Source organism: Rheinheimera tilapiae, assembly GCF_042432165.1.
GTDB classification, from domain to species: Bacteria; Pseudomonadota; Gammaproteobacteria; order Enterobacterales; family Alteromonadaceae; genus Pararheinheimera; species Pararheinheimera tilapiae.
Window position 1 is genome coordinate 254,351 of record NZ_JBHLXP010000005.1, and the last position, 21,888, is coordinate 276,238.

Genomic DNA, 21,888 nt, shown 5'->3' on the forward strand with positions numbered 1-21,888 from the left:
CGCCAGCGGCTGAGCCTATATTGGGCCTGCGGCTGAGCGTGCACAGCGCCTGCGAAGCATCACGCCAACGAGCTCTGTATCCCTGAAATAAAAAAACCGCAGCATCGATTCGCGACACTGCGGCTTTTTGCTATTTATCAGGATTTCGGCACGACTTTTTTACCATCCTGCTGCGGAAATCCGCGCATCATCAGCTGCAATTCAGTGCCGGCCGGATTAAAGGTCAGGTAGGTAAAGTCCCCTTGCAGATAAAACTTCCCTTCCGCTGTTGGGATTAACGTCATCTGCGGCATGTCCGGCGCCTGATACACCAGTTCATTACCCTGCTGGCGAATGTGATGCACAGATCCATCCGCCAGCTGATAGCTGCCCGCCAACACTTTCAGCCGCGTTGGATTCAACGCAATCGCTTTGGGTTCAAACGGTTTGCCGATGGCAATCGCTGCCAGCTTCACGGCCAGACTGTAAGTGTCGGCTTCGGCACTGTTCGCCAGTACAGTGACGTAGACCTGCTCAGATGGAATGCGGATGATGTATGAAGAAAATCCTTCGATACCACCACTGTGTTCCTGACTCGGTACGTCCTGTAAATCGGCCATCATCCAGCCATAACCATAAGGCTGTGGTGTACCGTCCAGCGCTTTATGCCGGACAAATGATTGCTGTAACAGCGGCTGCTTCACCAGTTTGTCGGTATAGAGCGCCTGGTCCCACAGGTTCAGGTCGTCGACGGTGCTGTATAAGGCACCAGCGCCTTGCGGCCGCGTCATGCTGATGGTGCGGGCATTTACCAGTCCTTCCGGTCCTTGTTCATAACCGCTGGCGCGTTTTAGCAGGATTTTACTGGCGCTATCATAGCCACTGTGTGCCATGCCGAGCGGCGTGAATACATGCTGCTGCAGATAGTCGGCATAACTCTGTTCACTCACAGCTTCAATAATGGCCGTCAACAACACATAGTTTGAGTTGGAGTAGCGGAATTGGGTGCCGGGTTTAAACTCCAGTGGCAAGGTTGAAAACAGCGCCACCATCTCCGCCAGCGTGGCATCTTTGGGCTTGTTTTCGCGAAATTCCGGTAGCCGGCTTAAATTTTTCAACCCTGCGGTATGAGTCAGTAGCTGCTGCACCGTTAAATCACGGCCGACAGCCGGATAGTCTTTTAAGATGCTGCCAACGGTATCGGTCAGCTTCAGTTTACCAGCCTGCACCAGTTGCAGTACCGCCACGGCGGTGAACTGTTTAGTTTGTGAAGCGATGCGGAATTTCATATCGGCTTGCATCGGTACACCGAGTTCCAGGTTCGCCATGCCATAACCACCACGGCTCAAGACTTCATTGCCCTTGCGCACCAGTACGGCAAAACCGGGCTGATCAGCTTGCTGGGTTTGTTGCAGCAGTTGCTGCATTTTGTCCTGCATCTCAGTATTCGTCATGCCAAATACCGGGCACAGATTCAGCGCCAGGCTGGCTAACAGCGTTTTCACAATAATTTTTGGACCTGTGTTCATCATGGATTCCTCAGTAGTGACAACAAATGGACTGAGGGCAGATTAAGGCGAGTCAGCGATCCCTGCGCCAGATTTATGTTGAGCGGTATTTTTGCGATGTGAGTGGTCGTGGGGGCCACCATCTGGCAACTATGGAGCGCCGCCAAATCACTGGCGCTCAGTAACCCGACGCAAGCGGTGAAAAACGCCGACAGCCATGAGTATTTTGCCGAGAACACCCCGGCACAGAACTGACGCTGCACCGACAAGCTCTGGGTACCACGTACCTGCATTGTCGGCGTACCGTACATCCATGAACATCGCCGAAAAAGCTCTGGGTACCACGTACCTGCATTTTCGGCATACCGTACATCCTGTACATCGCCGAAAAAGCTCTGGGTACCACGTACCTGCATTTTCGGCATACCGTACATCCTGCACATCGCCGAAAAAGCTCTGGGTACCACGTACCTGCATTTTCGGCATACCGTACATCCTGTACATAAAAAAGCCCTGTCAAGACAGGGCTTTAGCTATCAACAACTACAGATTTAACGCTCTATCAATACCGGATATTTCAGGTAAGTCTGGTCATAAAACGGTGAGCGTTGATAAAACCAGTGCAGCCGCGCCTGACCATCTTTAGCCAGCTTCGGATCAGCTTTCACTGCCGCGGCAAAATCGGTGGCCAGCGTTTTATTGGTCTTCAGTTCCTGTTCAATCCACGGCAACATCGCATAGGTTTCAAAGTACTCGGTCCGTTCAAACATACCGTGGAAAAAACCCCAGCTGAACAATGAATCCGGCCCTTCCGGCTGCAGCAACGCCACCGCCAATGCACCTAATGGCTGATCTGTACTGACCCGCACCGAGCCTGCCGGCAACGCAAATTCACTCCAGCTTGGCGTGAACGTGGCTTTGACGCCGACCCGCCCTTCAAATGAGCGGCTGGCCAGCTCGTGACTACTGGCACTGAGTTGCTGCAACTCCAATTTGCCAGATTTTTCCAAGCGGCTGAATTGAATGCCATGGTGCTGCAGACGCGTGATCACGTCCTGATACTGTGGTGGGATCCAATAGGCTTTGGGCACTTCCACTTCAACCGCTGGCACTTTCTCCCAAAACACCGGCAAAGCTTCGTACTCTTTCGGCTGACCTGTCCATTTCACATAAGGCCCGTTGATAATATCGCTGTGGGCGATTTCATAACTGATGCCTTTAAACGGGATCAGATCCGGCTGTTCGGCCGCTTTAAATGCCAATACCTGACGCTGTGGCCGGGCATTTTCATCGGCCTTTTTCGCCAGTTGCAGCGCTTTGCCCTGTTGCGCTAACAGCTGCAGACTGTGCTCCAGCAGCACATAAGTGCCCAGCACGCGCTGGCGATATGGTTTTAAACTGTGATTCTCTACCAAAATAGTCGGCAGATGACGGACATCGCCATAGCCGGTGGAAAAACGTGGGGTCGAGGTCGAGCCCTGTAGTCCTTTGGCAAAATCCATTGGATCTAAAGCAAACACCAGCGGCCCCGGAATATGGCCCGCCGCACTGAGCGCCTGATCTAACGCTGGCCGGTAGACTGAAGCCAGCCAACTGGCACCATTCGGGCTCTGGCTGGCAAATGGCTCATTGAAGCCATAAGTGATGTCGTACTGATAATCTTCGCCGTCAGTGACATGCACATCCATATACAGATCCGGCTGGTAACTGTTGATGGCTTTGAGTACCGCCTGCATTTCCAGACTGTCGGCTTTGGCATAATCGCGGTTCAGGTTCAGGTTTTGTGCCGTACTGCGCCACCCCTGCTCGACCGGTCCCCGCTGGTTCATCCGGTTAAACTTGCCTTTGCGCTCATGCGCATCGACGGACAGGATCGGAATAAACAAAAAATCGACCTGCGCCAGCAGAGATTGCTTATCGCCATGCACAATGTCGCGCAACAGCATCAGACCCGCGTCTTTGCCGTCAATTTCACCACTGTGGATCCCGGCCTGCACCAGCAAAGTCGGCCGGCCGCTTTTTCCTTTATCCTTGCCAATCAGTTCTGGCTGCATGCTGGCCTTGATTAACCAGATATCACGGCCTTGCGGACTTTTGCCAATGGATTCCATCCGCAGCAATGCACTGCTAGCTACCAGTTTTTGCAGATAACTGACGGTGGCGGCGTAATCCGGCGTTTCGGTTAAATTACTCAATTCCGCTGGTGTGACCCAAGGGTGTTTTGGCTGGATCAGGCTTTCAGTACTGCCTTGCCAGGGCAGCAGCGGAGGTAAAATATCAGCTGCCAGCGCACCGGCCGACAGCAGCATCAGAGGTAAAATCACACGAATAGTCATCGAAAATCCCGTCAGAACACAGCAGCTGATAGGCTTGTCGGAGCTGCTGAAAAAAAGAGGGTCAACATAACAGAGACAGGCCAGCTACTGTCAAGCGCTGTTGCGGGCAACAGACAGTTGCTGCGCTGACTTGCAGGAACATCGCACTCCTTGGCCCAACGTCACGGGATTGCGGTGTGACTCAGGGTAAGCATTTCATTTGGTCAGTTCCGGTGCAAATGACAAAAAAAGCCCCGCGATGCGGGGCTAAATCAGCTTGGAACTATGTAACACAAATCAGAAGCGGTAGCTGGCGCCTACTGCGAACTGGTTTTCATCGTCAGCGCCAACATCAACCCGGCTAAGGGCTCCACGCAGTGCCAGTTGTGGCGTAACAAAATATTCAGAACGCAGTTCAACGCTGTCACCAAACACATTTTGCAGCGTTTGCATGTCATTCCGCACCGCTAAACCAACAGACCAGTATGGACGGATGTAATAATCTGCTGCGACGGCGTGACCATTGCCTTCTTCGAAATCAGCGAAACTAGCCGTCAACACCACGTGATCGCCATTCATCACCGGCACAATCGCTTTAGTACTCACACCATAGTCGGTGCTGCTACCTTCGTTATCCGGGTTACTGTGATAAACATCCAGTGCCACCAGCCAGTTTTGCTGCACAAAGAAACCCAGCTTGCCAGTAGCGCCGAAGCTGTTATCACCGTTTAAGAAGTTCACATCTAATGCGGCGTAGAAATCATGGCTGTTGCTCATGTATTCGCCGCCGATGCCCCATGAATTCAGTGAGTCATCTTGATTGGTGCCGTCGGTTTCAATGCGGTTATACGTCAGATTGGCACTGCTGCTACGGCTTAAGAAGGCCGCTTCACGCCATGGCTGGTTGTCACCGTTTTGCAGTGGCGACAGGAAATATTGCTGGCGTATTTGCATGCCGTTGACGTCGGCTGGACCCAGATCTGCACTGTTGTAATCAGCATCAGTCTGGAACTGGAAACTTTGCGCATGGGCGCCGACTGCGATGGTTGAGGCTAAAACGGAAACAACAAAAGGAATAACACGAGCTTTCATAAAATGCCCTCCGGCAGTTAAACAAGTCGGGGGCACTTTATGATTTTGAAACTTAATTGAATCTGAACACGAAAATGAACCGAAATATGATTCCCGTTCATTTATATAAATTTATTCCAATAAATTTAGCAACTTAAAAATATTTCCGCATTTTTATTTCAGACGAAAATGCGTATTTCAAACATTTTGTTACAAAGATAACTGTTTAAATCTCCAACAATGCTGCTTTTAACGCATGAACCTGATCGCGTAGCGTAGCGGCTTGCTCAAACTCCAGATTTTTCGCGTGTTGCAGCATTTGCGCTTCCAATTTTTTAATTTCTGCCTGCACCTGATACGGCGTCTTACCTTTAATCAGTTTTGCATGCTCTGCCACTTTCGGCAGTTCAACATCATCCTGACCTAAGTCCATCACATCACCGACTTTTTTGCGGATCTGTGTTGGCGTGATGCCATTGGCTTCGTTAAAAGCCACTTGTTTGGCGCGGCGCCGATCGGTTTCATCCATCGCCCGTTGCATCGAGCCGGTGACACGGTCTGCATACAAAATCGCTTTGCCATTGACGTTACGCGCCGCCCGGCCAATGGTTTGGATCAGCGATCGTTCCGAGCGTAAAAAGCCTTCTTTATCTGCGTCCAGAATGGCCACTAACGACACTTCCGGGATATCCAGACCTTCGCGCAGTAAGTTAATGCCGACCAATACATCAAACACGCCAAGGCGCAAATCGCGGATGATCTCGACCCGCTCCACCGTATCCACATCCGAGTGCAGATAACGCACTTTGACATTGTGACCGGCGAGATAATCGGTCAGATCTTCTGCCATCTTTTTCGTCAGCGTCGTGACCAGCACGCGCTCGTTCAGACCGGCACAGCGCATCACTTCAGACAATAAATCATCGACCTGAGTACCGACCGGGCGGATCTCAATGATCGGATCAATCAGGCCCGTTGGCCGCACCACCTGCTCGGCGATATCAGTGCCGGATTTTTCCAGCTCATAAGCGGCCGGTGTCGCCGATACATAAATGCGCTGTGGCGCGATGGCTTCAAATTCTTCGAACTTCAGCGGTCTGTTGTCCAGCGCCGACGGCAGACGGAAACCATAATTGACCAGATTTTCTTTGCGGGAGCGGTCGCCGCGAAACATGGCGCCAATTTGCGAGATGGTGACGTGTGATTCGTCGATAAACATCAGGCCGTCATCCGGGAAATAATCCAGCAAAGTCGGTGGCGGTTCACCTTCGGCCCGGCCGGACAAATAACGCGAGTAGTTTTCAATCCCGGAGCAATAGCCAAGCTCGACCATCATTTCCAAATCAAACAAGGTGCGCTGACCAATGCGCTGCTCTTCAATCAGTTTGTTTTCCGCCAGTAGCTGCGCACGTCGTGCCGCCAGCTCGACTTTGATTCTGTCTACGGCTTCGAGGATCTTCTCGCGCGGCGTAACATAGTGCGTTTTTGGATAGATGGTGTAGCGAGCGACTACGCGGTCAACGGCGCCGGTCAGCGGATCAAACAAACTGATGCGTTCAATCTCTTCATCAAACAACTCAAGCCGCACCGCAAGCTCGTCGGATTCGGCGGGATAAATATCAATGACATCGCCCCGTACCCGGTACGTCGCGCGTTCAAACGCCATATCGTTGCGCTGATATTGCAGCTCGGCGAGGCGACGCAGAATAAAGCGCTGGTCCACCACATCACCAACGCGCAGATGCAGCAGCATTTTCATGTAGGACTCAGGATCGCCGAGGCCGTAGATCGCCGACACTGACGCGATGATCACGACGTCGCGTCGCTCCATCAGCGCTTTAGTTGCCGACAGCCGCATTTGCTCAATATGTTCGTTAATTGAGGCATCTTTTTCGATAAAGGTATCGCTGGCCGGCACATAAGCTTCCGGCTGATAGTAGTCGTAATAAGAGACAAAATATTCGACGGAATTGTGCGGGAAAAACTCTTTCATCTCGCCATACAGTTGCGCCGCCAGTGTTTTGTTATGCGCCATGATTAAGGTTGGACGGTCGACCTGCGCAATAATATTGGCCATGGTAAAAGTTTTACCGGACCCGGTGACCCCCAATAAGGTCTGATGTGCCAGGCCCGACTCTAAGCCATCGACCAGTTTAGCGATCGCCGTTGGCTGGTCGCCGGCCGGCTGATAGGGCGAATGTAACTCAAACTGCTTTGCCATCAACGGCCTCTTTTTGTTGCAAACCGTTCAGACTACGCTGGAACCACAAATAAGCGATCAGCGCGATAAACACATTGGCACTAAGCGCACCACCATAAACGCCAAGCACACCAAACAATTTGCCACCTAACCAGGCGATGGGTACATAAAACACAAATAGCCGTACGACACTGAGCGCCAGCGCACGCATTGGTAAATGCAGAGCATTTAATGACGAATTAGTCAGGATCACCACGCCCTGCAAACCATAACCGAGCGGCAGAATCCAGATAAACCAGCAGATCAACCGCTCGACTGCCGGCTCAGTGGAAAACAGATGCGCAATAAAGGGCGCGGTCAACGCCAACAGCAGATACACCGCGAACTGCCATTTCAGTACAAAGCGGATACAGAGCTGATAACCGGCTTCGACACGACCAAGTTGACAACCGCCCAAATTCTGGCTGACAAAAGGCGGCAAAGTCATCGACAAGGCCAGCACCACCAGACAAGCAATGCTTTCAATCCGGGCGCCAACACCAAACGCCGCAACGGCATGCGCACCATAACTGGCCATCACCGCAGTTAGGATTGCCATCGCCAACGGCGTCAGCATATTGGCGCCAGCTGCCGGCAAGCCAATTTGCAGAATACGCCGGCTGATGCGGATAAACTCAGCCGGGCTTTGATGGCCGCCGTCGACCAGCTTGCGCCGCACCACAATCAAATACAGGATCAGGCTAAAACTGACCGCCCAGGAGATCACACTAGCAATAGATGCACCTTCCACACCCATTGCCGGAATGGGTCCCCAACCAAAAATCAAAATCGGGTCCAGTATGGCGTTGATGACACCGGAACTTGCCATCATCAGACTAGGGGTTTTGGTATCGCCGGCGGCGCGCAGTACCGCGTTGCCAATCATTGGCGTGATTAATAACACTGAACCGGCAAACCACCAGCTCATATAGTCGTGAATAAAAGGCAGCGTGTCGTCGGTCGCGCCCATCAGACGGAATAAAGGTTCCATGCCGAGATAACCCAACAGAGACAATATCGCGACCAGATACGCCGATAACCACAACGCCGCCAGTCCATCCGCGCGCGCCATCGCACTGTCACCACTGCCATGGGCTTTGGCGATTAATGCTGATGTACCGATGCTCAAACCAATCGCCAGACTGATCACAGTAAAAGTGACCGGGAAAGTAAAACTGACCGCCGCCAGCTCATGGGTCCCCAACATACTGATAAAGAAAGTGTCGACCAGGTTAAAAGACATTAGCGTGATCATGCCAAACAACATCGGGATGGTCATCCGGGTCAGGATCTGGCGGATATCGCCTTGGGTCATATCGATTTTGGCACTTTGCACTGCGGACATAAAAACCTGCGGGACAACAGAAAGTAGCCATTGTAGAGAAAAGCCGGCGGCGGCTCTATCTACATCAGAAAAAAACTGTGTAACTCGGTGTGTTGCCGGCAATTCCGCCGCTTTGCGCCTAAAAATAGTTCACAAGCCGACACATTGCTGAAATATACAGCTGCTTGTGGATTATTCAGCATTCAGCCAACTGCAGACTATTTGCATCCTATTGTTTTTATTGAACTTAATTTTTTTCGCATTTAATCTTGATCTGGCTGCAAGCCGCATTTTCATTGGTCTTACACAGGGGCAACACGGCTCATGCACAGAGTTATCCACAGATTCTGTGAGTAAGATCGGCCAACCCGCGCCACTCCTGCGTTTGCCGTAACAGGCGATTTGACTCTATGCACTATTGCACGAGAAAAGCTGCATAGCGGTAACAGAACGCTGTCAATTTCACCGGTTTGGCTAAAGATCCAGCGCTTGAATCACATCACCCGAAAAGCGCAGGCGAAAGTGTTGACAGCCTGTTTAGGTGGCATTAGTATTGCGCCCCGTTGCAGACACAGTTCCTCAGTAGCTCAGCCGGTTAGAGCGGCGGACTGTTAATCCGTAGGTCGTTGGTTCGAGTCCAACCTGGGGAGCCACTGTAGTCTACAACACGTTATTTCAGTTCCTCAGTAGCTCAGCCGGTTAGAGCGGCGGACTGTTAATCCGTAGGTCGTTGGTTCGAGTCCAACCTGGGGAGCCAACTGAAATAACATCACATAACCGCGTACATTTCCTCAGTAGCTCAGCCGGTTAGAGCGGCGGACTGTTAATCCGTAGGTCGTTGGTTCGAGTCCAACCTGGGGAGCCATAACGCCAAATAGCACTTGCTGTTTTGCGTCTCAAAATATGCTGAACACAGCAAACACAATCGCCTTTTACCCATTGCCATCAAGTATTGCTTCAACATCAGCAACATCACTTGGCATGTTACCTCCCCCATCGTCTTGTCTATTGCATGGTTAAATCTACGGTCACATGGCTGAAACTGCGGCCTTCAGTTTATTTTCCCGCAATTTTTTGTTTTAATTAGCTTTATCCGTATCAACGCAGCCAGACTTCTGGTCTGATGGCGTATTCAGCCAACAAAGAAAAATAATGATGAAAAATCTCCGGGTCTTTTGGTTTATCCAGCTTTGTGGCGCCTTAGTGCTGCTGTTGGTGTCGATGATCACTTTACTGCAATCGGCACAGCGCAATACCGACAACATCACCCTGTTGCATCAGCAAGTGATTAAGCAGCTCAGCAATCAGTTTTCCGGTGATGACTATAAGATGCTGGTGCAGCAAATCCGCAATAGCCTGAACCCGCAACAACTGCAAATTAAAACCGCCGATGGCAAAATCGTGCACGAACACAATACCGCGACGGCTGTTTCTTCAGGGGCGGAGCAAATCCTGAGAGTGTTCGGTTTTTCCCGCGAAAACAATCAACTACAAAGCACTGATGGCCAGTTAACCATCAGTTTTAAAGCCAATCTGGATGATGTGGACGCCCAGTTCGTCACGCAATTTTGGCTGGCGTTACTGCTGCCATTGTTGTTGGTAATTGTACCTTTATTAATAGTGCCGGTTCGCCAGCAAGCTCAACAGAAAACGCTGTCCCGCCAAATCGCCAACGCTTTAGATCAAATTGTCAGCAGCGACAACAAGCTGCAGCCCGACATCCACTTACCGGATACGTTTGAACAAACTCGGCTGACGTTATTAAAAGTGGCTGATTTTCACCATAAACGGCAAGCTGACCTGCTCAAGTCTGCCCAGCAGATGACGGAAGATGCCGCCAAAGATACAGTGACGGGTTTACCGAACCGGAACCGCTTTGTACAGTTTTATGAAGAAACCCTGCGCGACACTAAACATGTCGATTTTGGTATTTTTGCTATCACCCGTTGTACTGAACTGCAAAATATCAACCAGAGTCGTGGCTACCACGAAGGCGACAAGTATGTGATCCAAGTCAGCGATCTGATCCAGCGTGCAGTTGCCGGTTATCGCGATTTTAAAATCTTCCGGCTGAACAGTTCGGATTTTGGCATTATTCTGCCGCGCATCACGGCCAAAGAAGCTGAGAACTTTGGTTCACAACTGCAAAGCCGGCTCAGCGAATATCAAAAATTGGCTGAACTGGATTCCGTCGCGTATACCGGCATGGTCAATTACGCCAGCGGCAAAGTACTTGGCGAGTTGCTGGCGATTGCCGATACCGCGATTAGTCTGGCGCAAACCCGCCAGAGCAATGGCTGGCATCTGGTTAAAGATGACGGCTCGGTCGATCAGACTGCCTTGGGTTTTGGCAACCAGAACTGGCGCCATGTCATTGAAGATGTACTGGAAAACAATAAAATCCATTTATTGGTACAACTGATCCAGCCGGCATCCCGTAGTGCTAAAACCTATTCTGAAGTGCTGGTGCGTTTTTACAGCGAAGAAGATCAGTTGTTGCCCACGGCGTCGTTTTTGGCGATGGCAGAAAAGCTGGATAAGATCATCGAAGTGGACCGGCTGATTGTCGAAACCGCGCTCAGCACCATTAAGAATAAAAACCTGCAAGATCAGTATTTTGGCTTGAATTTGTCGTCGCGCTGTATTCACGATGACCACTTCTTAATCTGGTTAGAACGGCGGCTATTAAAAGATGCGGCGATCGCCAGCAGATTGGTGTTTGAAGTCAGCGAATATGGCATGCAGCAGAATCTGAAAACCAGTAAACGTTTTATCGACATGCTGCACCGCAATGGCGCAAGGCTAACGGTAGAAAAATTTGGTACTGGCATGACGTCATTTAAGTTTTTCCGCGATATCAAACCCGACTTTATCAAAATGGACGGCAGTTATACCCGACACATTGATGACGACAAAAACAATCAGTATTTCATCCGCTTAATGGTGGATTTGGCGCATCGCATCGGTGTCGGTGTATTTGCTGAAAGTGTCGAAACGCAAGAAGAAAAACAAATGCTGGAATCGCTGTTTATCGACGGAACCCAAGGGTATTACATCGGTAAACCACAACCTATCTAAGCGACGGCGCGTAAACAGCAAAAACCACAAAACGGTCGCGGTTGTTTGCGCCGTCACAACAACGCATAATAGCGCCCCCTGTAGCATCTGGGGCGGAAACAGGCCTGTCACTGACAGGCCTTTGCGCATGACAAACTGCATCTGCAGCGCAGTGAGACAGCAATATGACTGAATTTTTCTTACTTCTGATCAGCACCATCCTGGTGAATAACTTTGTATTGGTGAAATTTCTTGGCCTCTGCCCCTTTATGGGGGTGTCGAATAAACTCGATTCGGCACTGGGCATGTGTCTGGCGACCACCTTTGTACTGACGCTGGCGTCATTGTGCAGTTATCTGGTCGATCACTATGTGTTGCTGCCGTTAGACCTGGCGTATTTACGCACGCTGACGTTTATCCTGGTGATCGCCGTCGTGGTGCAATTCACGGAAATGGTGGTGCACAAAACCAGTCCGGCCCTGTATCGCGTATTAGGGATCTTCCTGCCTTTGATCACGACCAATTGTGCCGTACTGGGGGTTGCGCTGCTGAACGTTAAAGCCAATAACAGCCTGTTTCAGTCGGTAGTATATGGTTTTGGCGCATCCGTTGGTTTTAGCCTGGTGCTGGTGTTGTTTGCCGCCATGCGTGAACGACTGGCGGCCGCCGATGTGCCGCTGCCGTTTCGTGGTGCCTCCATTGGTCTGGTAACGGCAGGCCTGATGTCTTTAGCCTTTATGGGCTTTACCGGACTGGTGAAATCCTGATATGTCGATGTTAACTGCCCTGCTGGCGCTTGGTGCGCTGGCGCTGATCTTCGGCGCTATTCTTGGTTATGCCGCGCTGCGTTTTAAAGTCGAAGCCGATCCACTGGTCGATCAAATCGACGATATCCTGCCACAAACTCAATGTGGCCAATGTGGCTATCCCGGCTGCCGGCCTTATGCCGAAGCCATCGCCAACGGCGATGCAATCAACAAATGCCCGCCTGGTGGCGACGCTGCAATCAAAAAACTGGCTGATTTATTGGGTGTTACGGCGCCCGCTTTGGACAGTGCGCAAACGCCTGCGGTGAAGCGCGTCGCTTTTATCCGCGAAGACGAATGTATCGGCTGCACCAAATGTATTCAAGCCTGTCCGGTCGACGCCATTGTCGGTGCGTCCAAACAGATGCATACCGTGATTAGCAATGAATGTACCGGCTGCGACTTGTGTGTCGAGCCCTGCCCGGTCAACTGTATCGATATGGTGCCACTGCCGGTGACTGTTGAGCGCTGGAAGTGGGACTTGCAAGCCATCCCGGTCACTATCGTGGAGAGCAATTAAGTGCCGTCGTTGTTTCAACAAATTAAAGCCGGTCAGCTATGGGACTTTCATGGCGGCATTCACCCGCCGGCGCGAAAAAAACTAACCAGTCAGGCGCCGATTGGCCAGATGGCGCTGCCTGAGCGGCTATATATCCCATTGCGCCAACACATCGGCGTGGCTGGAAAGTTACTGGTGAAAGCCGGTGATCTGGTACTCAAAGGCCAGCCTTTGACCGCTGCCGACAATGCGATGGCTATTCCGGTACATGCGCCAACGTCGGGTCAGGTACTGGCGATTGAAAACTATCCGTCAGCACACCCTTCGGCGCTGCCAGAACCTTGTCTGGTGTTGCAACCGGATGGCCTCGAGCAATGGCGGCCGCGCCACGCGCTGGATTACCTCCACACTGAGCGCCCGATGTTACTGGCCCGTATTCAACAGGCCGGCATCGCTGGCATGGGCGGCGCCGGTTTCCCGACCCATATCAAATCCGGCGCCAGTACCGGCGTGGATTACCTGATTGTCAACGCGGTGGAGTGCGAGCCTTACATTACCGCCGACGATGTGCTGATGCAGCACCATGCGGCAACTATTGTGCGCGGCATTGAGATCCTGTGTAAGTTACTGAATCCAAAAGCGGTACTGATTGGTATCGAAGATGACAAACCACAGGCTATTGCCGCGATGCAGCGCGCCTGTCAGGGCAAAGATGACTATTTGCTGCGTGTGGTACCGGCGAAATACCCATCTGGTGGTGAAAAACAACTGATTAAGCTGTTGACCAGTAAAGAAGTGCCGAATGGCCGCCGGCCGCTCGATATCGGCATCGTGATGCAAAACGTCGGTACTGTGTTTGCCATCGCGCAAGCGATAGAAGAAGACATCCCGCTGATCAGCCGGATCGTCACAGTGGTCGGCCAGACGCTGCAACATAGCCAGAATATCCGTGCCTTGATCGGTACACCGGTCGGCGCCTTGCTGGACGCCTGTGGTTTCGCCGCAGAACCGCAACAACGGGTCATTATGGGCGGCCCGATGATGGGATTTACCCTGCCCACGCTGCAAATCCCGCTGGTAAAAACCACCAACTGTATTATTGCGCCCACCAAACATGAACTGCCGGCCGCGGGCACTGAAATGGACTGCATCCGCTGTGGTGCCTGCGCTGAAGTGTGTCCGGCAGTATTGCTGCCGCAGCAGTTGGTCTGGTACGCCAAAGCCAAAGATTATGAACAGCTCAAATCACACCATTTGGCCGATTGTATTGAATGTGGTGCCTGTTCTTATGTCTGCCCCAGTGAAATTCCGTTGGTACAGTATTATCGGGTCGCCAAAGCGGAGATCCGTGAGCTGGCACGGGAGGAACTAAAAGCCGAACAAGCCAAAGCACGGTTTGAAGCGCGTAATGAGCGGCTGGAGCGGGATAAACAACAGCGTGCCGAGCGTAATCAGGCATTGGCCGCCCAGCGTCAGGCCATGCTGGCTGAGCAGCAAAAACAACAAATTGCTGCTGCGCAGCAACGCGTCGACACTGCTGCGCCGCAAGAACTGAGCAAAGAACAAATTATCGCGGAGCGGGAACGTAAAAAAGCTGAAGCACGCGCCTATCAGGCCGCCAAAGCCCAACCGGCAGACGAAAAAACAACCAGCGCAGGTACAGCGCCGGACAGCACTCCAGATCCGCGCGCAGCAGCCGTAGCTGCAGCCATTGCCCGTGCCAAAGCGAAAAAATCCGCAGATGCCGAGCCACCTGCGGCACCGGACAGTCCATTGCCGGATAGCGCTGAAGTCACTGCGACCGACGACCCACGCAAAGCAGCCGTTGCTGCAGCCATTGCCCGCGCCAAAGCGAAAAAACTGGCCGAAGCCGAGCCGGCAGCGCAGCCTGAAGACACACCAATCACGGCTGAGCCCGCAGCTGAAGATCCACGCAAAGCTGCCGTAGCAGCAGCCATTGCCCGCGCCAAAGCGAAAAAACTGGCCGAAGCCGAGCCGGCAGCACAGCCTGAAGACACACCAATCACGGCTGAGCCCGCAGCTGAAGATCCGCGTAAAGCCGCCGTTGCTGCCGCCATCGCCCGTGCGAAAGCGAAAAAGCTGGCCGAGGCCGCACCGGCAGCACTACATGAAGACACACCAATCACGGCTGAGCCCGCAGCAGAAGATCCGCGTAAAGCCGCCGTGGCAGCAGCCATCGCCCGCGCCAAAGCGAAAAAGCTGGCCGAGACTGCAGCAGCTGAGCCTGGCGGCGCAATGATTTCAGCCGACGAGCCAACCGAATCGCCAACCGAATCGCAGAGCGTCGCCGCCAGCAACGCTGAAGCAGCGCCAGCCGTCTCGGCAGAAGATGCCAAAAAAGCCGCAATTGCCGCAGCGATCGCGCGGGCCAAAGCACGTCAACAATCAAAACCGACAGATCCGGAGCAGCCGTCATGAGTTTTCGTATCGCGACCTCACCGCATCAGCACTCACTGGCGCAAACGCCGGCGCTGATGCGTACCGTGGCGCTTGCCTGTCTGCCGGGGATCGCAGCCCAACTGTACTTTTTTGGTTATGCCGTGCTGATCCAGATCGCCCTAGCGATTGTTACTGCCTGGGCCAGCGAAGCACTCATGCTGAAAATACGCAACAAGCCAGTACTGCTGCGCTTAAAAGACCATAGCGCGCTGGTCACAGGTTTGCTGCTTGCTCTCGCCATTCCCGCTGCCGCGCCCTGGTGGATCATTGTGCTCGGTACGGCCTTTGCGATTATTGTCGTGAAACAGCTGTATGGCGGGCTCGGACATAATCTGTTTAACCCGGCGATGGCCGCTTATGTATTGCTGCTGATCTCCTATCCACAGCAGATGACCAGCTGGTTGCCGCCTACAACCTTGCAACACCATGCGATGACGGGCGCAGATCCGGTTTGTCTGGTATTTAGCGGATTCAGCTGCCAGGGCTTTTCGGTGTCACAGCTCAAAGCAGATGTGGACGGCCGCACTATGGCTACAGCACTGGACACCTTGCGCAATGATTTGACTGCCGGTAAAACCGTCAGTGAATCAATGCAACAACCGGTGTTTGATGGCTATTCCGGTCTCGGCTGGAGTTGGATCAACTTCGGTTTTTTAGTTGGCGGCTTATTTCTGCTGCAACGCCGGGTGATCCAATGGCGCATCCCGGTGGCAGTGCTCAGCAGCTTAGTGTTGTGCTCCAGCATTGCCTGGTTGTCCGACAGCGATCGCTTTGCCACGCCGCTATTCCAGTTATTCAGCGGCGGCACTATGCTGGCGGCTTTTTTCATTGCCACAGATCCGGTGTCAGCCTCTACCACCGCGAAAGGCCGGCTGATTTATGGCGCATTAATCGGGCTGCTGGTGTTTGTGATCCGAACTTTTGGCGGTTATCCCGATGGCTGGGCTTTTGCAGTGATGCTGGCCAATCTGTCGGTACCGCTGATTGACGCTTATACCAAACCACGCACGTACGGCCACAGGTCGGGGAATTAACTCATGCTGAAGTTTGTCAGTAAAAACGCCTTGTTACTGAGTATTGCTGCGATTGGCTGTGTGGCCGTGATCGCCGGTGTGAATCAACTCACCGCATCGCGCATCGCAGAGCAGACGCAAGCAGAAAAGCTAAAAGTGCTGCGTGAAGTGTTGCCGGCGGACCATCAGGACGATGCGCTGCTGGCTAATTGCCTTGAAGTCAGTGCCGTAGATGCATTTGGTGTGACGCCAACCAAACTTTACCGCACCTTTGTCAATGCTCAGCCCGTCTATGTCAGCGAGACCGTAGCGCCTGACGGTTATAGTGGCAATATCAGTTTACTCGCCGCGATCAGCGCTGACGGCACAGTGTTGGGGGTCAGGACTGTCGCACACAAAGAAACACCAGGACTTGGCGATAAAATTGAAGTCAAACGCCACCCATGGATCCTGAGCTTTGCCGGTCAACAAGTGGAATCGGCAGATGACAAACGCTGGGCGGTGAAAAAAGATGGCGGCGAATTTGATCAGTTTACCGGTGCGACCATCACTCCGCGAGCAGTGGTTGGAGCGGTAAAACGCGCAGCACTCTATATCAAAGCGCATCCGGACCTGGCGACTATGGCCACCGGCTGCAGCGCAGAATGAGGTGAATATGCAACAATATCAGGAAATTATCCGTAACGGCTTGTGGCAAAACAATCCGGGCCTGGTGCAGTTGCTGGGCTTGTGTCCACTGCTGGCCACCAGCTCATCGCTGACAAATGCCTTGGGTCTTGGCTTTGCCACTATGCTGGTGCTGGCCGCCACCAACGGTGTGATCAGCCTGTTCCGCCAGCATATTCCAAACGAAATTCGCATCCCGGTGTTTGTCATGATCATTGCGTCCGTTGTGACCGCCATCGAACTGCTGATGCATGCTTATACCTTTGCTTTGTATCAATCGCTCGGGATTTTTATTCCTTTAATTGTGACCAACTGTATCGTCATTGGCCGGGCTGAAGCTTTTGCCTCGAAAAATGCCGTGTTGCCATCGATATTTGATGGCCTAATGATGGGTACCGGGTTTTGTGCTGTGTTAGCCACTCTAGGGGCTATTCGCGAAATTCTCGGCCAGGGCACTTTGTTTGATGGCGCCGATTTATTATTTGGCCCTTGGGCCACTGTACTGAAGATTGAGCTGTATCAGGCGGACAGCCATTTCCTGCTGGCCATTTTACCGCCAGGTGCCTTCTTAGTACTGGGAGGCCTGATCGCCGCGAAAAATGCCATCGAAGCGCGGCGTAAAGCACGTCAGCAGCACAAAGGCAGCATCCAGCGGGCGCGTGTCACCCATGTCAGTACGAATTAAATCGCGATGAATAAAGATAAACGGATCGCCATTTTAAGCCGGTTGCGCGAAGCCAACCCAACGCCCACCACTGAACTGGAGTTCAGCAGTCCATTTGAACTGCTGATTGCTGTGTTGTTGTCGGCACAGGCCACCGATGTCAGCGTCAATAAGGCCACCAAAGGCCTGTTTGCCGCAGCCCCTACTCCATCTGCCATGCTGGCGCTGGGTGTCGACGGTGTGAAGCAGCATATTAAAACAATCGGCCTGTTTAATACCAAAGCCGAAAACGTGATCAAAACCTGCCAAATTCTGCAGGACCAGCACGGCGGTCAAGTGCCGGAAAACCGCGAAGCGCTGGAAGCCCTGCCGGGCGTTGGCCGCAAAACCGCCAACGTAGTCCTCAATACCGCCTTTGGCTGGCCGACCATCGCCGTGGACACGCACATTTTCCGCGTCAGCAACCGGATGAAATTTGCGCCGGGCAAAAACGTCGATGAAGTTGAACAGAAATTACTGAAAGTGGTGCCGGCCGAATTTAAGATCGACGTGCATCATTGGCTGATCCTACATGGCCGCTATACCTGTGTCGCGCGCAAACCGAAATGTGGCTCTTGTATTATTGAAGATCTGTGTGAATTTAAAGAAAAAACCGAATAGGAACATTCCATGCGTATTCTGCACACTATGTTAAGGGTCGGTGACCTACAGCGTTCTATCAGCTTTTACACTGAAGTACTTGGCATGTCCTTGCTGCGCACGTCAGACAATCCGGAATACCAGTACACGCTGGCGTTTGTTGGCTATGGCGATGAAGCCAGTGGCGCCGTGCTGGAGCTCACCTACAACTATGGCGTCACCAGCTACGACAACGGCAATGCCTTTGGCCATATTGCGCTGGAAGTGGACAACGTCTATAGCGCCTGTGATTTAATCCGCGCCCGCGGCGGTGTGATCAGCCGCGAACCAGGCCCGGTCAAAGGCGGCACCACTGAGATTGCTTTTGTGCGCGATCCAGACAACTATGCGATTGAGCTTATTCAGAAAAAAACCAGCTATCAGCAGCTGTAATTTCTCCATATCAGCCATAAAAAAAGGCGACCAGTGGTCGCCTTTTCTGTCTCAAAGACCTGATTACTCGACGTCAATCCAGACTTTGTCGTTTAGCGACATGGCCAGATTGTTGTCGTAATAAGCCGCTTCATTGATAAAAGTCGGATACACCACTTCAGTGCCGTCGTAGTCGATCTCAGAACCATCAAACAAAGCGAACAGTGGCGCGCCCGGCTCAATTGGCTGATAGTCGCGGTCCTGAATATTCTTGTGCACCATGCCCAGGCGCTCGCCGTTTGCAGACAACGGCAATTTGATTGAATGCAGATAACGGAAGGCTTCAACGCGTTTTGGCAGTTCAGGTAAGGCATTGGTATTGTACAGCTCGATAAAGTCCAGAATGTGCTGGGTCATCTCATGCATTTGTTCCAGCACGTCCTGCCGTAAGACTGACTGCGGCTGCGGCCCGACTTCGACGATCACGCCAAAAGTACCCACTGTGCAGAGCAGCGCATGATCTTCGGCAGCAAAATGATCTTCATCCCGCGAAATCACCGCATCTGGCATTTTCAGTTTGACGTATCCGGCCAGCAAGTTATAGATCCGTCCGGGTTGGGTCAGGATCAGGCAAGCGCCCATATTGCTGGTGGTGTTGTGCAGGTCAATGACAAAGTCAGTTTTAGCCGCGCCTTTTGGCCCAAGCTCAGCGTTAATCACTTTGGCCCGGCTTTGTTCGTAGTTGCTTAACAAAGGATTGGCCAGATCCGCAGTTTTAAACTGACGGTTTAAGTCACTTTGTACATAACGTTTATTAGCTGCATGTGCTTCTGGATTGGCAAACAAAGTACGGCAACTGAAGCTACTGCGAGTCATCAGTTCCGGCTGCTGGCGATAGCGTTTTTCCAGATAAATGCCGGAGAATTCATTGCCATGGGTGCCGCCGACGATAGCAACAGTGCGGATGGGGAAATGGGCTGTATTCATGATGACCTCAAGGCTGTGGCAAAACGACGCGGTATTATGCCCGTTTTTAGCACGATGAGGCAGAGAAAATGCGGTTATATCAATACAAATGCAGTTTTACTGCATATAAAACCAAAAACCGGCTCAGGCGGCCGGTCTTTGCATAATCACCTGACAAGGGATATGTAAGGCTGAATGTTGTTGCTGCAGACTTTTTTGCAGCACGTCCTGGGCAGTTTGCACGCACTTACCGCACTGACTGCCAACGCCCAGGCATTGTTTCATTTCACGCATTGAGGTCATACCCTCAGCAACGTGCGCCCGGATCGTTTTGTCGGTTACGGCTTTACAAACACAAACGTACATATGAGCTCCGGCACAAGGTGTCGGCGCTCATTGTAATAGTATTGCGAATTGTTATCAATAGCGTAAAGGCAGATTAGTGTTCGTTTTCTTCTTGCGTGGCTTCGAGCAGCGTCTCAGACAGTTCGGTTGGCTCCACCACAATGCCCGGTTCGTCCGCATGTGGGAATACCGCAACCATCAGCTCATCACCATCCAGACCTGACGTCCATTTGTCCAGCCAAGTGGCGATATCAACAGCCTGTGCCTGACAATTTGCCCAATCGCCTTCAATCCACAGGTTGGCGATTTCAGCATGTGGCCATACCGGAATACAACGTTCGTCTTCCGCTGTAACCAGCACAAACCCTTCTTCGTCGGTCAGGATCCAGATCTGTTCCAGATCGGCGACTGCATTAATAAAATACTCGTAACGCTGTTCGGCATCGAGTTTAGTGATTTTTTGAATATCGTCCGGGGTCAGTGCGTATTCCATGCTGAATTACCTTTTATGTTTTTAGATACCACATGATGACGCAAAGCCGCGTTTGCAGCCAGTGCTTTGTCATGCAGCCGCTGTTACTGCTCTGATTTTAACCGCACCGGTGCGCCGAGATAGCAGATATCCAGCTTGCCGTTGCCTTTATATTGATAAAACTCGTCAGCCCGCTCCCGCCGCCGCTGCAGCATTTGCTGAAAATCAGCGCTGTTGGTCAGTTGCTGCTGCAACGCTAACTGTTTTGAAGCGGGCAGCTCTGTGCCTAAACGGGCACTCAGAATCGCCCCCCGACGTTGTTGGGCGCTGAGGATCCCGCCACTGGCTTTCTCACCGCGCGGCAGCAGATTTAGCTTTTCGGCGCCCCAAACCACCCGGGCAAATACGTTCATATTCTGATCAAGATGTCGTGGAGCCTGACCCTGCATGATGGCAAAATCTGTGGTGGCGCTGGCAGGGTTAGCGTCACGCGCCATATTGACCAGATTCGGGCAATGGATCAACCATTCGCGACCTTTAGCCCGGCCGACTGCAAAGCCCTGATTAAAACCGGTTTCTTCGGCAAGCAGATCGCCGCTTTGCACTGGCGTATATGGGTCGGCGCTACGCACCGGCCAACTGAATTCAGCTGGCAAAGCCGGATAGCTTTTTTTCAGTTGCTGTGGGTGCGATTCACCTTCCGGTAAGCCCGCCTGCAACACAAACTGATCAATCACTCGATAAAATGGCAGGCCATCATAAAAGCGCTGTTGGACTAACTGGCGAAACCGCGCACTGGTCAAAGGCGTAAAAGCATCGGCAAGTTGCAGCACCACAGTCCCCTCCCGGCCAGCCGCATCGCTGACTTGCAGATACACCAGCTGCTGCTGCGAAATGTCCTGCCAGGGGCTGGTGTCAGCCTGCACCAGCTGTGATATGCCGAGCAGCAAAGCGCTACTCCACAGTTTTAGCAATCGCGATGACGTTGATGCCATTAAACAAATCCTTTTAATAACGTATCCGCAGCCAACAGCAACACACCATAACGCGCACCTTTAGCAATAAACACCAGCAGAATAAATTGCAAAATCGGGTAACGCAGAATGCCGGCCACGACGGTCAGCGGATCGCCGACCACGGGCAACCAGCTGAGTAAAATCGCATAAGGGCCAAATTTAAAACTCCACTGCTGCGCACGCTGAATTTGTTCCGGGGATGCCGGAAACCAGCGCTTATGCTGAAAACGCCCTACCTGGGATCCCAGCCACCAATTCAGCACAGAGCCGGCGCAATTCGCACAGGTGGCCACCAGCCAAAGCAGCCATAGGTCGTAGCCTTGGTACCACAAGGCGGCCAGCACCACTTCTGAACTGCCGGGTAACAAACTTGCAGACGTAAAAGCGCTGAGCGCCAACAATGCATAACCAGATAAATCCCACATCGTTACCAGTATC

20 protein-coding genes and 3 tRNA genes are annotated in these 21,888 nt (G+C 52.3%); 13 read left to right on the forward strand and 10 right to left on the reverse strand.

Annotated features, from left to right (window positions below):
• Nucleotides 1-137: 137 nt before the first annotated feature.
• On the reverse strand, nt 138-1,511 hold the full coding sequence (locus tag ACFFJP_RS17455) for a serine hydrolase domain-containing protein (RefSeq protein WP_377247218.1): 1,374 nt from the start codon (nt 1,509-1,511) through the stop codon (nt 138-140).
• Between the two features lie 105 nt (nt 1,512-1,616).
• On the opposite strand from ACFFJP_RS17455, the gene ACFFJP_RS17460 reads away from it, so the two are divergent.
• Nucleotides 1,617-1,742, forward strand: a complete 126-nt coding sequence (locus tag ACFFJP_RS17460) for a M35 family metallo-endopeptidase (RefSeq protein ID WP_377247221.1) — start codon at nt 1,617-1,619, stop codon at nt 1,740-1,742.
• A 296-nt stretch (nt 1,743-2,038) separates the two neighbouring features.
• Here ACFFJP_RS17460 and ACFFJP_RS17465 read toward each other — a convergent pair whose 3' ends face one another.
• The 4 genes from ACFFJP_RS17465 to ACFFJP_RS17480 form a co-directional block, all read right to left on the reverse strand.
• Nucleotides 2,039-3,823 (reverse strand): M14 family metallopeptidase, encoded by a 1,785-nt coding sequence (locus tag ACFFJP_RS17465; RefSeq protein ID WP_377247224.1) that lies wholly within the window; start codon nt 3,821-3,823, stop codon nt 2,039-2,041.
• A 276-nt stretch (nt 3,824-4,099) separates the two neighbouring features.
• Nucleotides 4,100-4,894, reverse strand: coding sequence for a putative porin (locus ACFFJP_RS17470; protein WP_377247227.1), 795 nt, complete (start codon nt 4,892-4,894; stop codon nt 4,100-4,102).
• Nucleotides 4,895-5,099: 205 nt separating this feature from the next.
• Nucleotides 5,100-7,094 (reverse strand): excinuclease ABC subunit UvrB, encoded by a 1,995-nt coding sequence (uvrB, locus tag ACFFJP_RS17475; RefSeq protein ID WP_377247230.1) that lies wholly within the window; start codon nt 7,092-7,094, stop codon nt 5,100-5,102.
• Complete coding sequence (locus ACFFJP_RS17480) at nt 7,078-8,457, reverse strand: MATE family efflux transporter (RefSeq protein WP_377247233.1); 1,380 nt, start codon at nt 8,455-8,457, stop codon at nt 7,078-7,080. Before ACFFJP_RS17480 ends, uvrB begins: the two co-directional genes overlap by 17 nt.
• Before the next feature lie 555 nt (nt 8,458-9,012).
• On the opposite strand from ACFFJP_RS17480, the gene ACFFJP_RS17485 reads away from it, so the two are divergent.
• The 12 genes from ACFFJP_RS17485 (at nt 9,013) to gloA (ending at nt 18,672) form a co-directional block, all read left to right on the forward strand.
• A tRNA-Asn gene (locus tag ACFFJP_RS17485) sits at nt 9,013-9,089 on the forward strand.
• 27 nt (nt 9,090-9,116) lie between these two features.
• Nucleotides 9,117-9,193 (forward strand) — tRNA-Asn (locus ACFFJP_RS17490).
• 31 nt (nt 9,194-9,224) lie between these two features.
• Nucleotides 9,225-9,301 (forward strand) — tRNA-Asn (locus ACFFJP_RS17495).
• Nucleotides 9,302-9,588: 287 nt separating this feature from the next.
• Nucleotides 9,589-11,514 carry an EAL domain-containing protein gene (locus ACFFJP_RS17500; protein WP_377247236.1) on the forward strand — a complete coding sequence of 642 codons (1,926 nt, stop codon included), beginning with the start codon at nt 9,589-9,591 and terminating at the stop codon, nt 11,512-11,514.
• 164 nt (nt 11,515-11,678) lie between these two features.
• Nucleotides 11,679-12,260 carry an electron transport complex subunit RsxA gene (rsxA, locus tag ACFFJP_RS17505; protein ID WP_377247239.1) on the forward strand — a complete coding sequence of 194 codons (582 nt, stop codon included), beginning with the start codon at nt 11,679-11,681 and terminating at the stop codon, nt 12,258-12,260.
• A gap of 1 nt (nt 12,261) precedes the next feature.
• A complete protein-coding gene (rsxB, locus tag ACFFJP_RS17510) occupies nt 12,262-12,819 on the forward strand; it encodes an electron transport complex subunit RsxB (RefSeq protein WP_377247242.1) in 558 nt (185 codons plus the stop codon).
• Nucleotides 12,820-15,237, forward strand: coding sequence for an electron transport complex subunit RsxC (gene rsxC, locus ACFFJP_RS17515; RefSeq protein ID WP_377247245.1), 2,418 nt, complete (start codon nt 12,820-12,822; stop codon nt 15,235-15,237).
• Nucleotides 15,234-16,292, forward strand: coding sequence for an electron transport complex subunit RsxD (gene rsxD / locus ACFFJP_RS17520; RefSeq protein WP_377247248.1), 1,059 nt, complete (start codon nt 15,234-15,236; stop codon nt 16,290-16,292). Before rsxC ends, rsxD begins: the two co-directional genes overlap by 4 nt.
• A 3-nt stretch (nt 16,293-16,295) precedes the next feature.
• On the forward strand, nt 16,296-16,919 hold the full coding sequence (rsxG, locus tag ACFFJP_RS17525) for an electron transport complex subunit RsxG (RefSeq protein WP_377247252.1): 624 nt from the start codon (nt 16,296-16,298) through the stop codon (nt 16,917-16,919).
• A 7-nt stretch (nt 16,920-16,926) separates the two neighbouring features.
• The gene (locus ACFFJP_RS17530) at nt 16,927-17,622 is read left to right on the forward strand and encodes an electron transport complex subunit E (RefSeq protein ID WP_377247255.1); all 696 of its coding nucleotides are present in this window, start codon (nt 16,927-16,929) and stop codon (nt 17,620-17,622) included.
• 6 nt (nt 17,623-17,628) lie between these two features.
• Entirely contained in the window at nt 17,629-18,261 is a 633-nt protein-coding gene (nth, locus tag ACFFJP_RS17535) for an endonuclease III (protein ID WP_377247258.1), read from the forward strand.
• A gap of 9 nt (nt 18,262-18,270) precedes the next feature.
• Nucleotides 18,271-18,672 (forward strand): lactoylglutathione lyase, encoded by a 402-nt coding sequence (gene gloA, locus ACFFJP_RS17540; RefSeq protein WP_377247261.1) that lies wholly within the window; start codon nt 18,271-18,273, stop codon nt 18,670-18,672.
• A 63-nt stretch (nt 18,673-18,735) separates the two neighbouring features.
• Here gloA and ACFFJP_RS17545 read toward each other — a convergent pair whose 3' ends face one another.
• From ACFFJP_RS17545 to ACFFJP_RS17565, 5 genes are all read right to left on the reverse strand, one after another.
• Nucleotides 18,736-19,638: an aspartoacylase gene (locus ACFFJP_RS17545; protein WP_377247264.1), complete on the reverse strand. Its 903-nt coding sequence runs from the start codon at nt 19,636-19,638 to the stop codon at nt 18,736-18,738.
• Between the two features lie 123 nt (nt 19,639-19,761).
• Complete coding sequence (locus ACFFJP_RS17550; protein WP_031571178.1) at nt 19,762-19,983, reverse strand: (2Fe-2S)-binding protein; 222 nt, start codon at nt 19,981-19,983, stop codon at nt 19,762-19,764.
• Nucleotides 19,984-20,056: 73 nt separating this feature from the next.
• Nucleotides 20,057-20,455: a DUF2750 domain-containing protein gene (locus tag ACFFJP_RS17555; protein ID WP_377247267.1), complete on the reverse strand. Its 399-nt coding sequence runs from the start codon at nt 20,453-20,455 to the stop codon at nt 20,057-20,059.
• 83 nt (nt 20,456-20,538) lie between these two features.
• On the reverse strand, nt 20,539-21,429 hold the full coding sequence (locus ACFFJP_RS17560) for a peptidylprolyl isomerase (RefSeq protein WP_377247270.1): 891 nt from the start codon (nt 21,427-21,429) through the stop codon (nt 20,539-20,541).
• The gene (locus ACFFJP_RS17565; protein ID WP_377247273.1) at nt 21,429-21,875 is read right to left on the reverse strand and encodes a YqaA family protein; all 447 of its coding nucleotides are present in this window, start codon (nt 21,873-21,875) and stop codon (nt 21,429-21,431) included. The genes ACFFJP_RS17560 and ACFFJP_RS17565 overlap by 1 nt, the downstream gene beginning before the upstream one ends.
• Nucleotides 21,876-21,888 lie beyond the last annotated feature (13 nt).

What these genes read in the sequence shown, in the direction of transcription:
- ACFFJP_RS17455 (WP_377247218.1), bottom strand. Translation starts at nt 1,511, where the DNA reads ATGATGAACACAGGTCCAAAAATTATTGTGAAAACGCTGTTAGCCAGC.
- ACFFJP_RS17465 (WP_377247224.1), bottom strand. Translation starts at nt 3,823, where the DNA reads ATGACTATTCGTGTGATTTTACCTCTGATGCTGCTGTCGGCCGGTGCG.
- ACFFJP_RS17470 (WP_377247227.1), bottom strand. Translation starts at nt 4,894, where the DNA reads ATGAAAGCTCGTGTTATTCCTTTTGTTGTTTCCGTTTTAGCCTCAACC.
- uvrB (WP_377247230.1), bottom strand. Translation starts at nt 7,094, where the DNA reads ATGGCAAAGCAGTTTGAGTTACATTCGCCCTATCAGCCGGCCGGCGAC.
- ACFFJP_RS17480 (WP_377247233.1), bottom strand. Translation starts at nt 8,457, where the DNA reads ATGTCCGCAGTGCAAAGTGCCAAAATCGATATGACCCAAGGCGATATC.
- ACFFJP_RS17500 (WP_377247236.1), top strand. Translation starts at nt 9,589, where the DNA reads ATGATGAAAAATCTCCGGGTCTTTTGGTTTATCCAGCTTTGTGGCGCC.
- rsxA (WP_377247239.1), top strand. Translation starts at nt 11,679, where the DNA reads ATGACTGAATTTTTCTTACTTCTGATCAGCACCATCCTGGTGAATAAC.
- rsxB (WP_377247242.1), top strand. Translation starts at nt 12,262, where the DNA reads ATGTCGATGTTAACTGCCCTGCTGGCGCTTGGTGCGCTGGCGCTGATC.
- rsxD (WP_377247248.1), top strand. Translation starts at nt 15,234, where the DNA reads ATGAGTTTTCGTATCGCGACCTCACCGCATCAGCACTCACTGGCGCAA.
- rsxG (WP_377247252.1), top strand. Translation starts at nt 16,296, where the DNA reads ATGCTGAAGTTTGTCAGTAAAAACGCCTTGTTACTGAGTATTGCTGCG.
- ACFFJP_RS17530 (WP_377247255.1), top strand. Translation starts at nt 16,927, where the DNA reads ATGCAACAATATCAGGAAATTATCCGTAACGGCTTGTGGCAAAACAAT.
- nth (WP_377247258.1), top strand. Translation starts at nt 17,629, where the DNA reads ATGAATAAAGATAAACGGATCGCCATTTTAAGCCGGTTGCGCGAAGCC.
- gloA (WP_377247261.1), top strand. Translation starts at nt 18,271, where the DNA reads ATGCGTATTCTGCACACTATGTTAAGGGTCGGTGACCTACAGCGTTCT.
- ACFFJP_RS17545 (WP_377247264.1), bottom strand. Translation starts at nt 19,638, where the DNA reads ATGAATACAGCCCATTTCCCCATCCGCACTGTTGCTATCGTCGGCGGC.
- ACFFJP_RS17550 (WP_031571178.1), bottom strand. Translation starts at nt 19,983, where the DNA reads ATGTACGTTTGTGTTTGTAAAGCCGTAACCGACAAAACGATCCGGGCG.
- ACFFJP_RS17555 (WP_377247267.1), bottom strand. Translation starts at nt 20,455, where the DNA reads ATGGAATACGCACTGACCCCGGACGATATTCAAAAAATCACTAAACTC.
- ACFFJP_RS17560 (WP_377247270.1), bottom strand. Translation starts at nt 21,429, where the DNA reads ATGGCATCAACGTCATCGCGATTGCTAAAACTGTGGAGTAGCGCTTTG.
- ACFFJP_RS17565 (WP_377247273.1), bottom strand. Translation starts at nt 21,875, where the DNA reads ATGTGGGATTTATCTGGTTATGCATTGTTGGCGCTCAGCGCTTTTACG.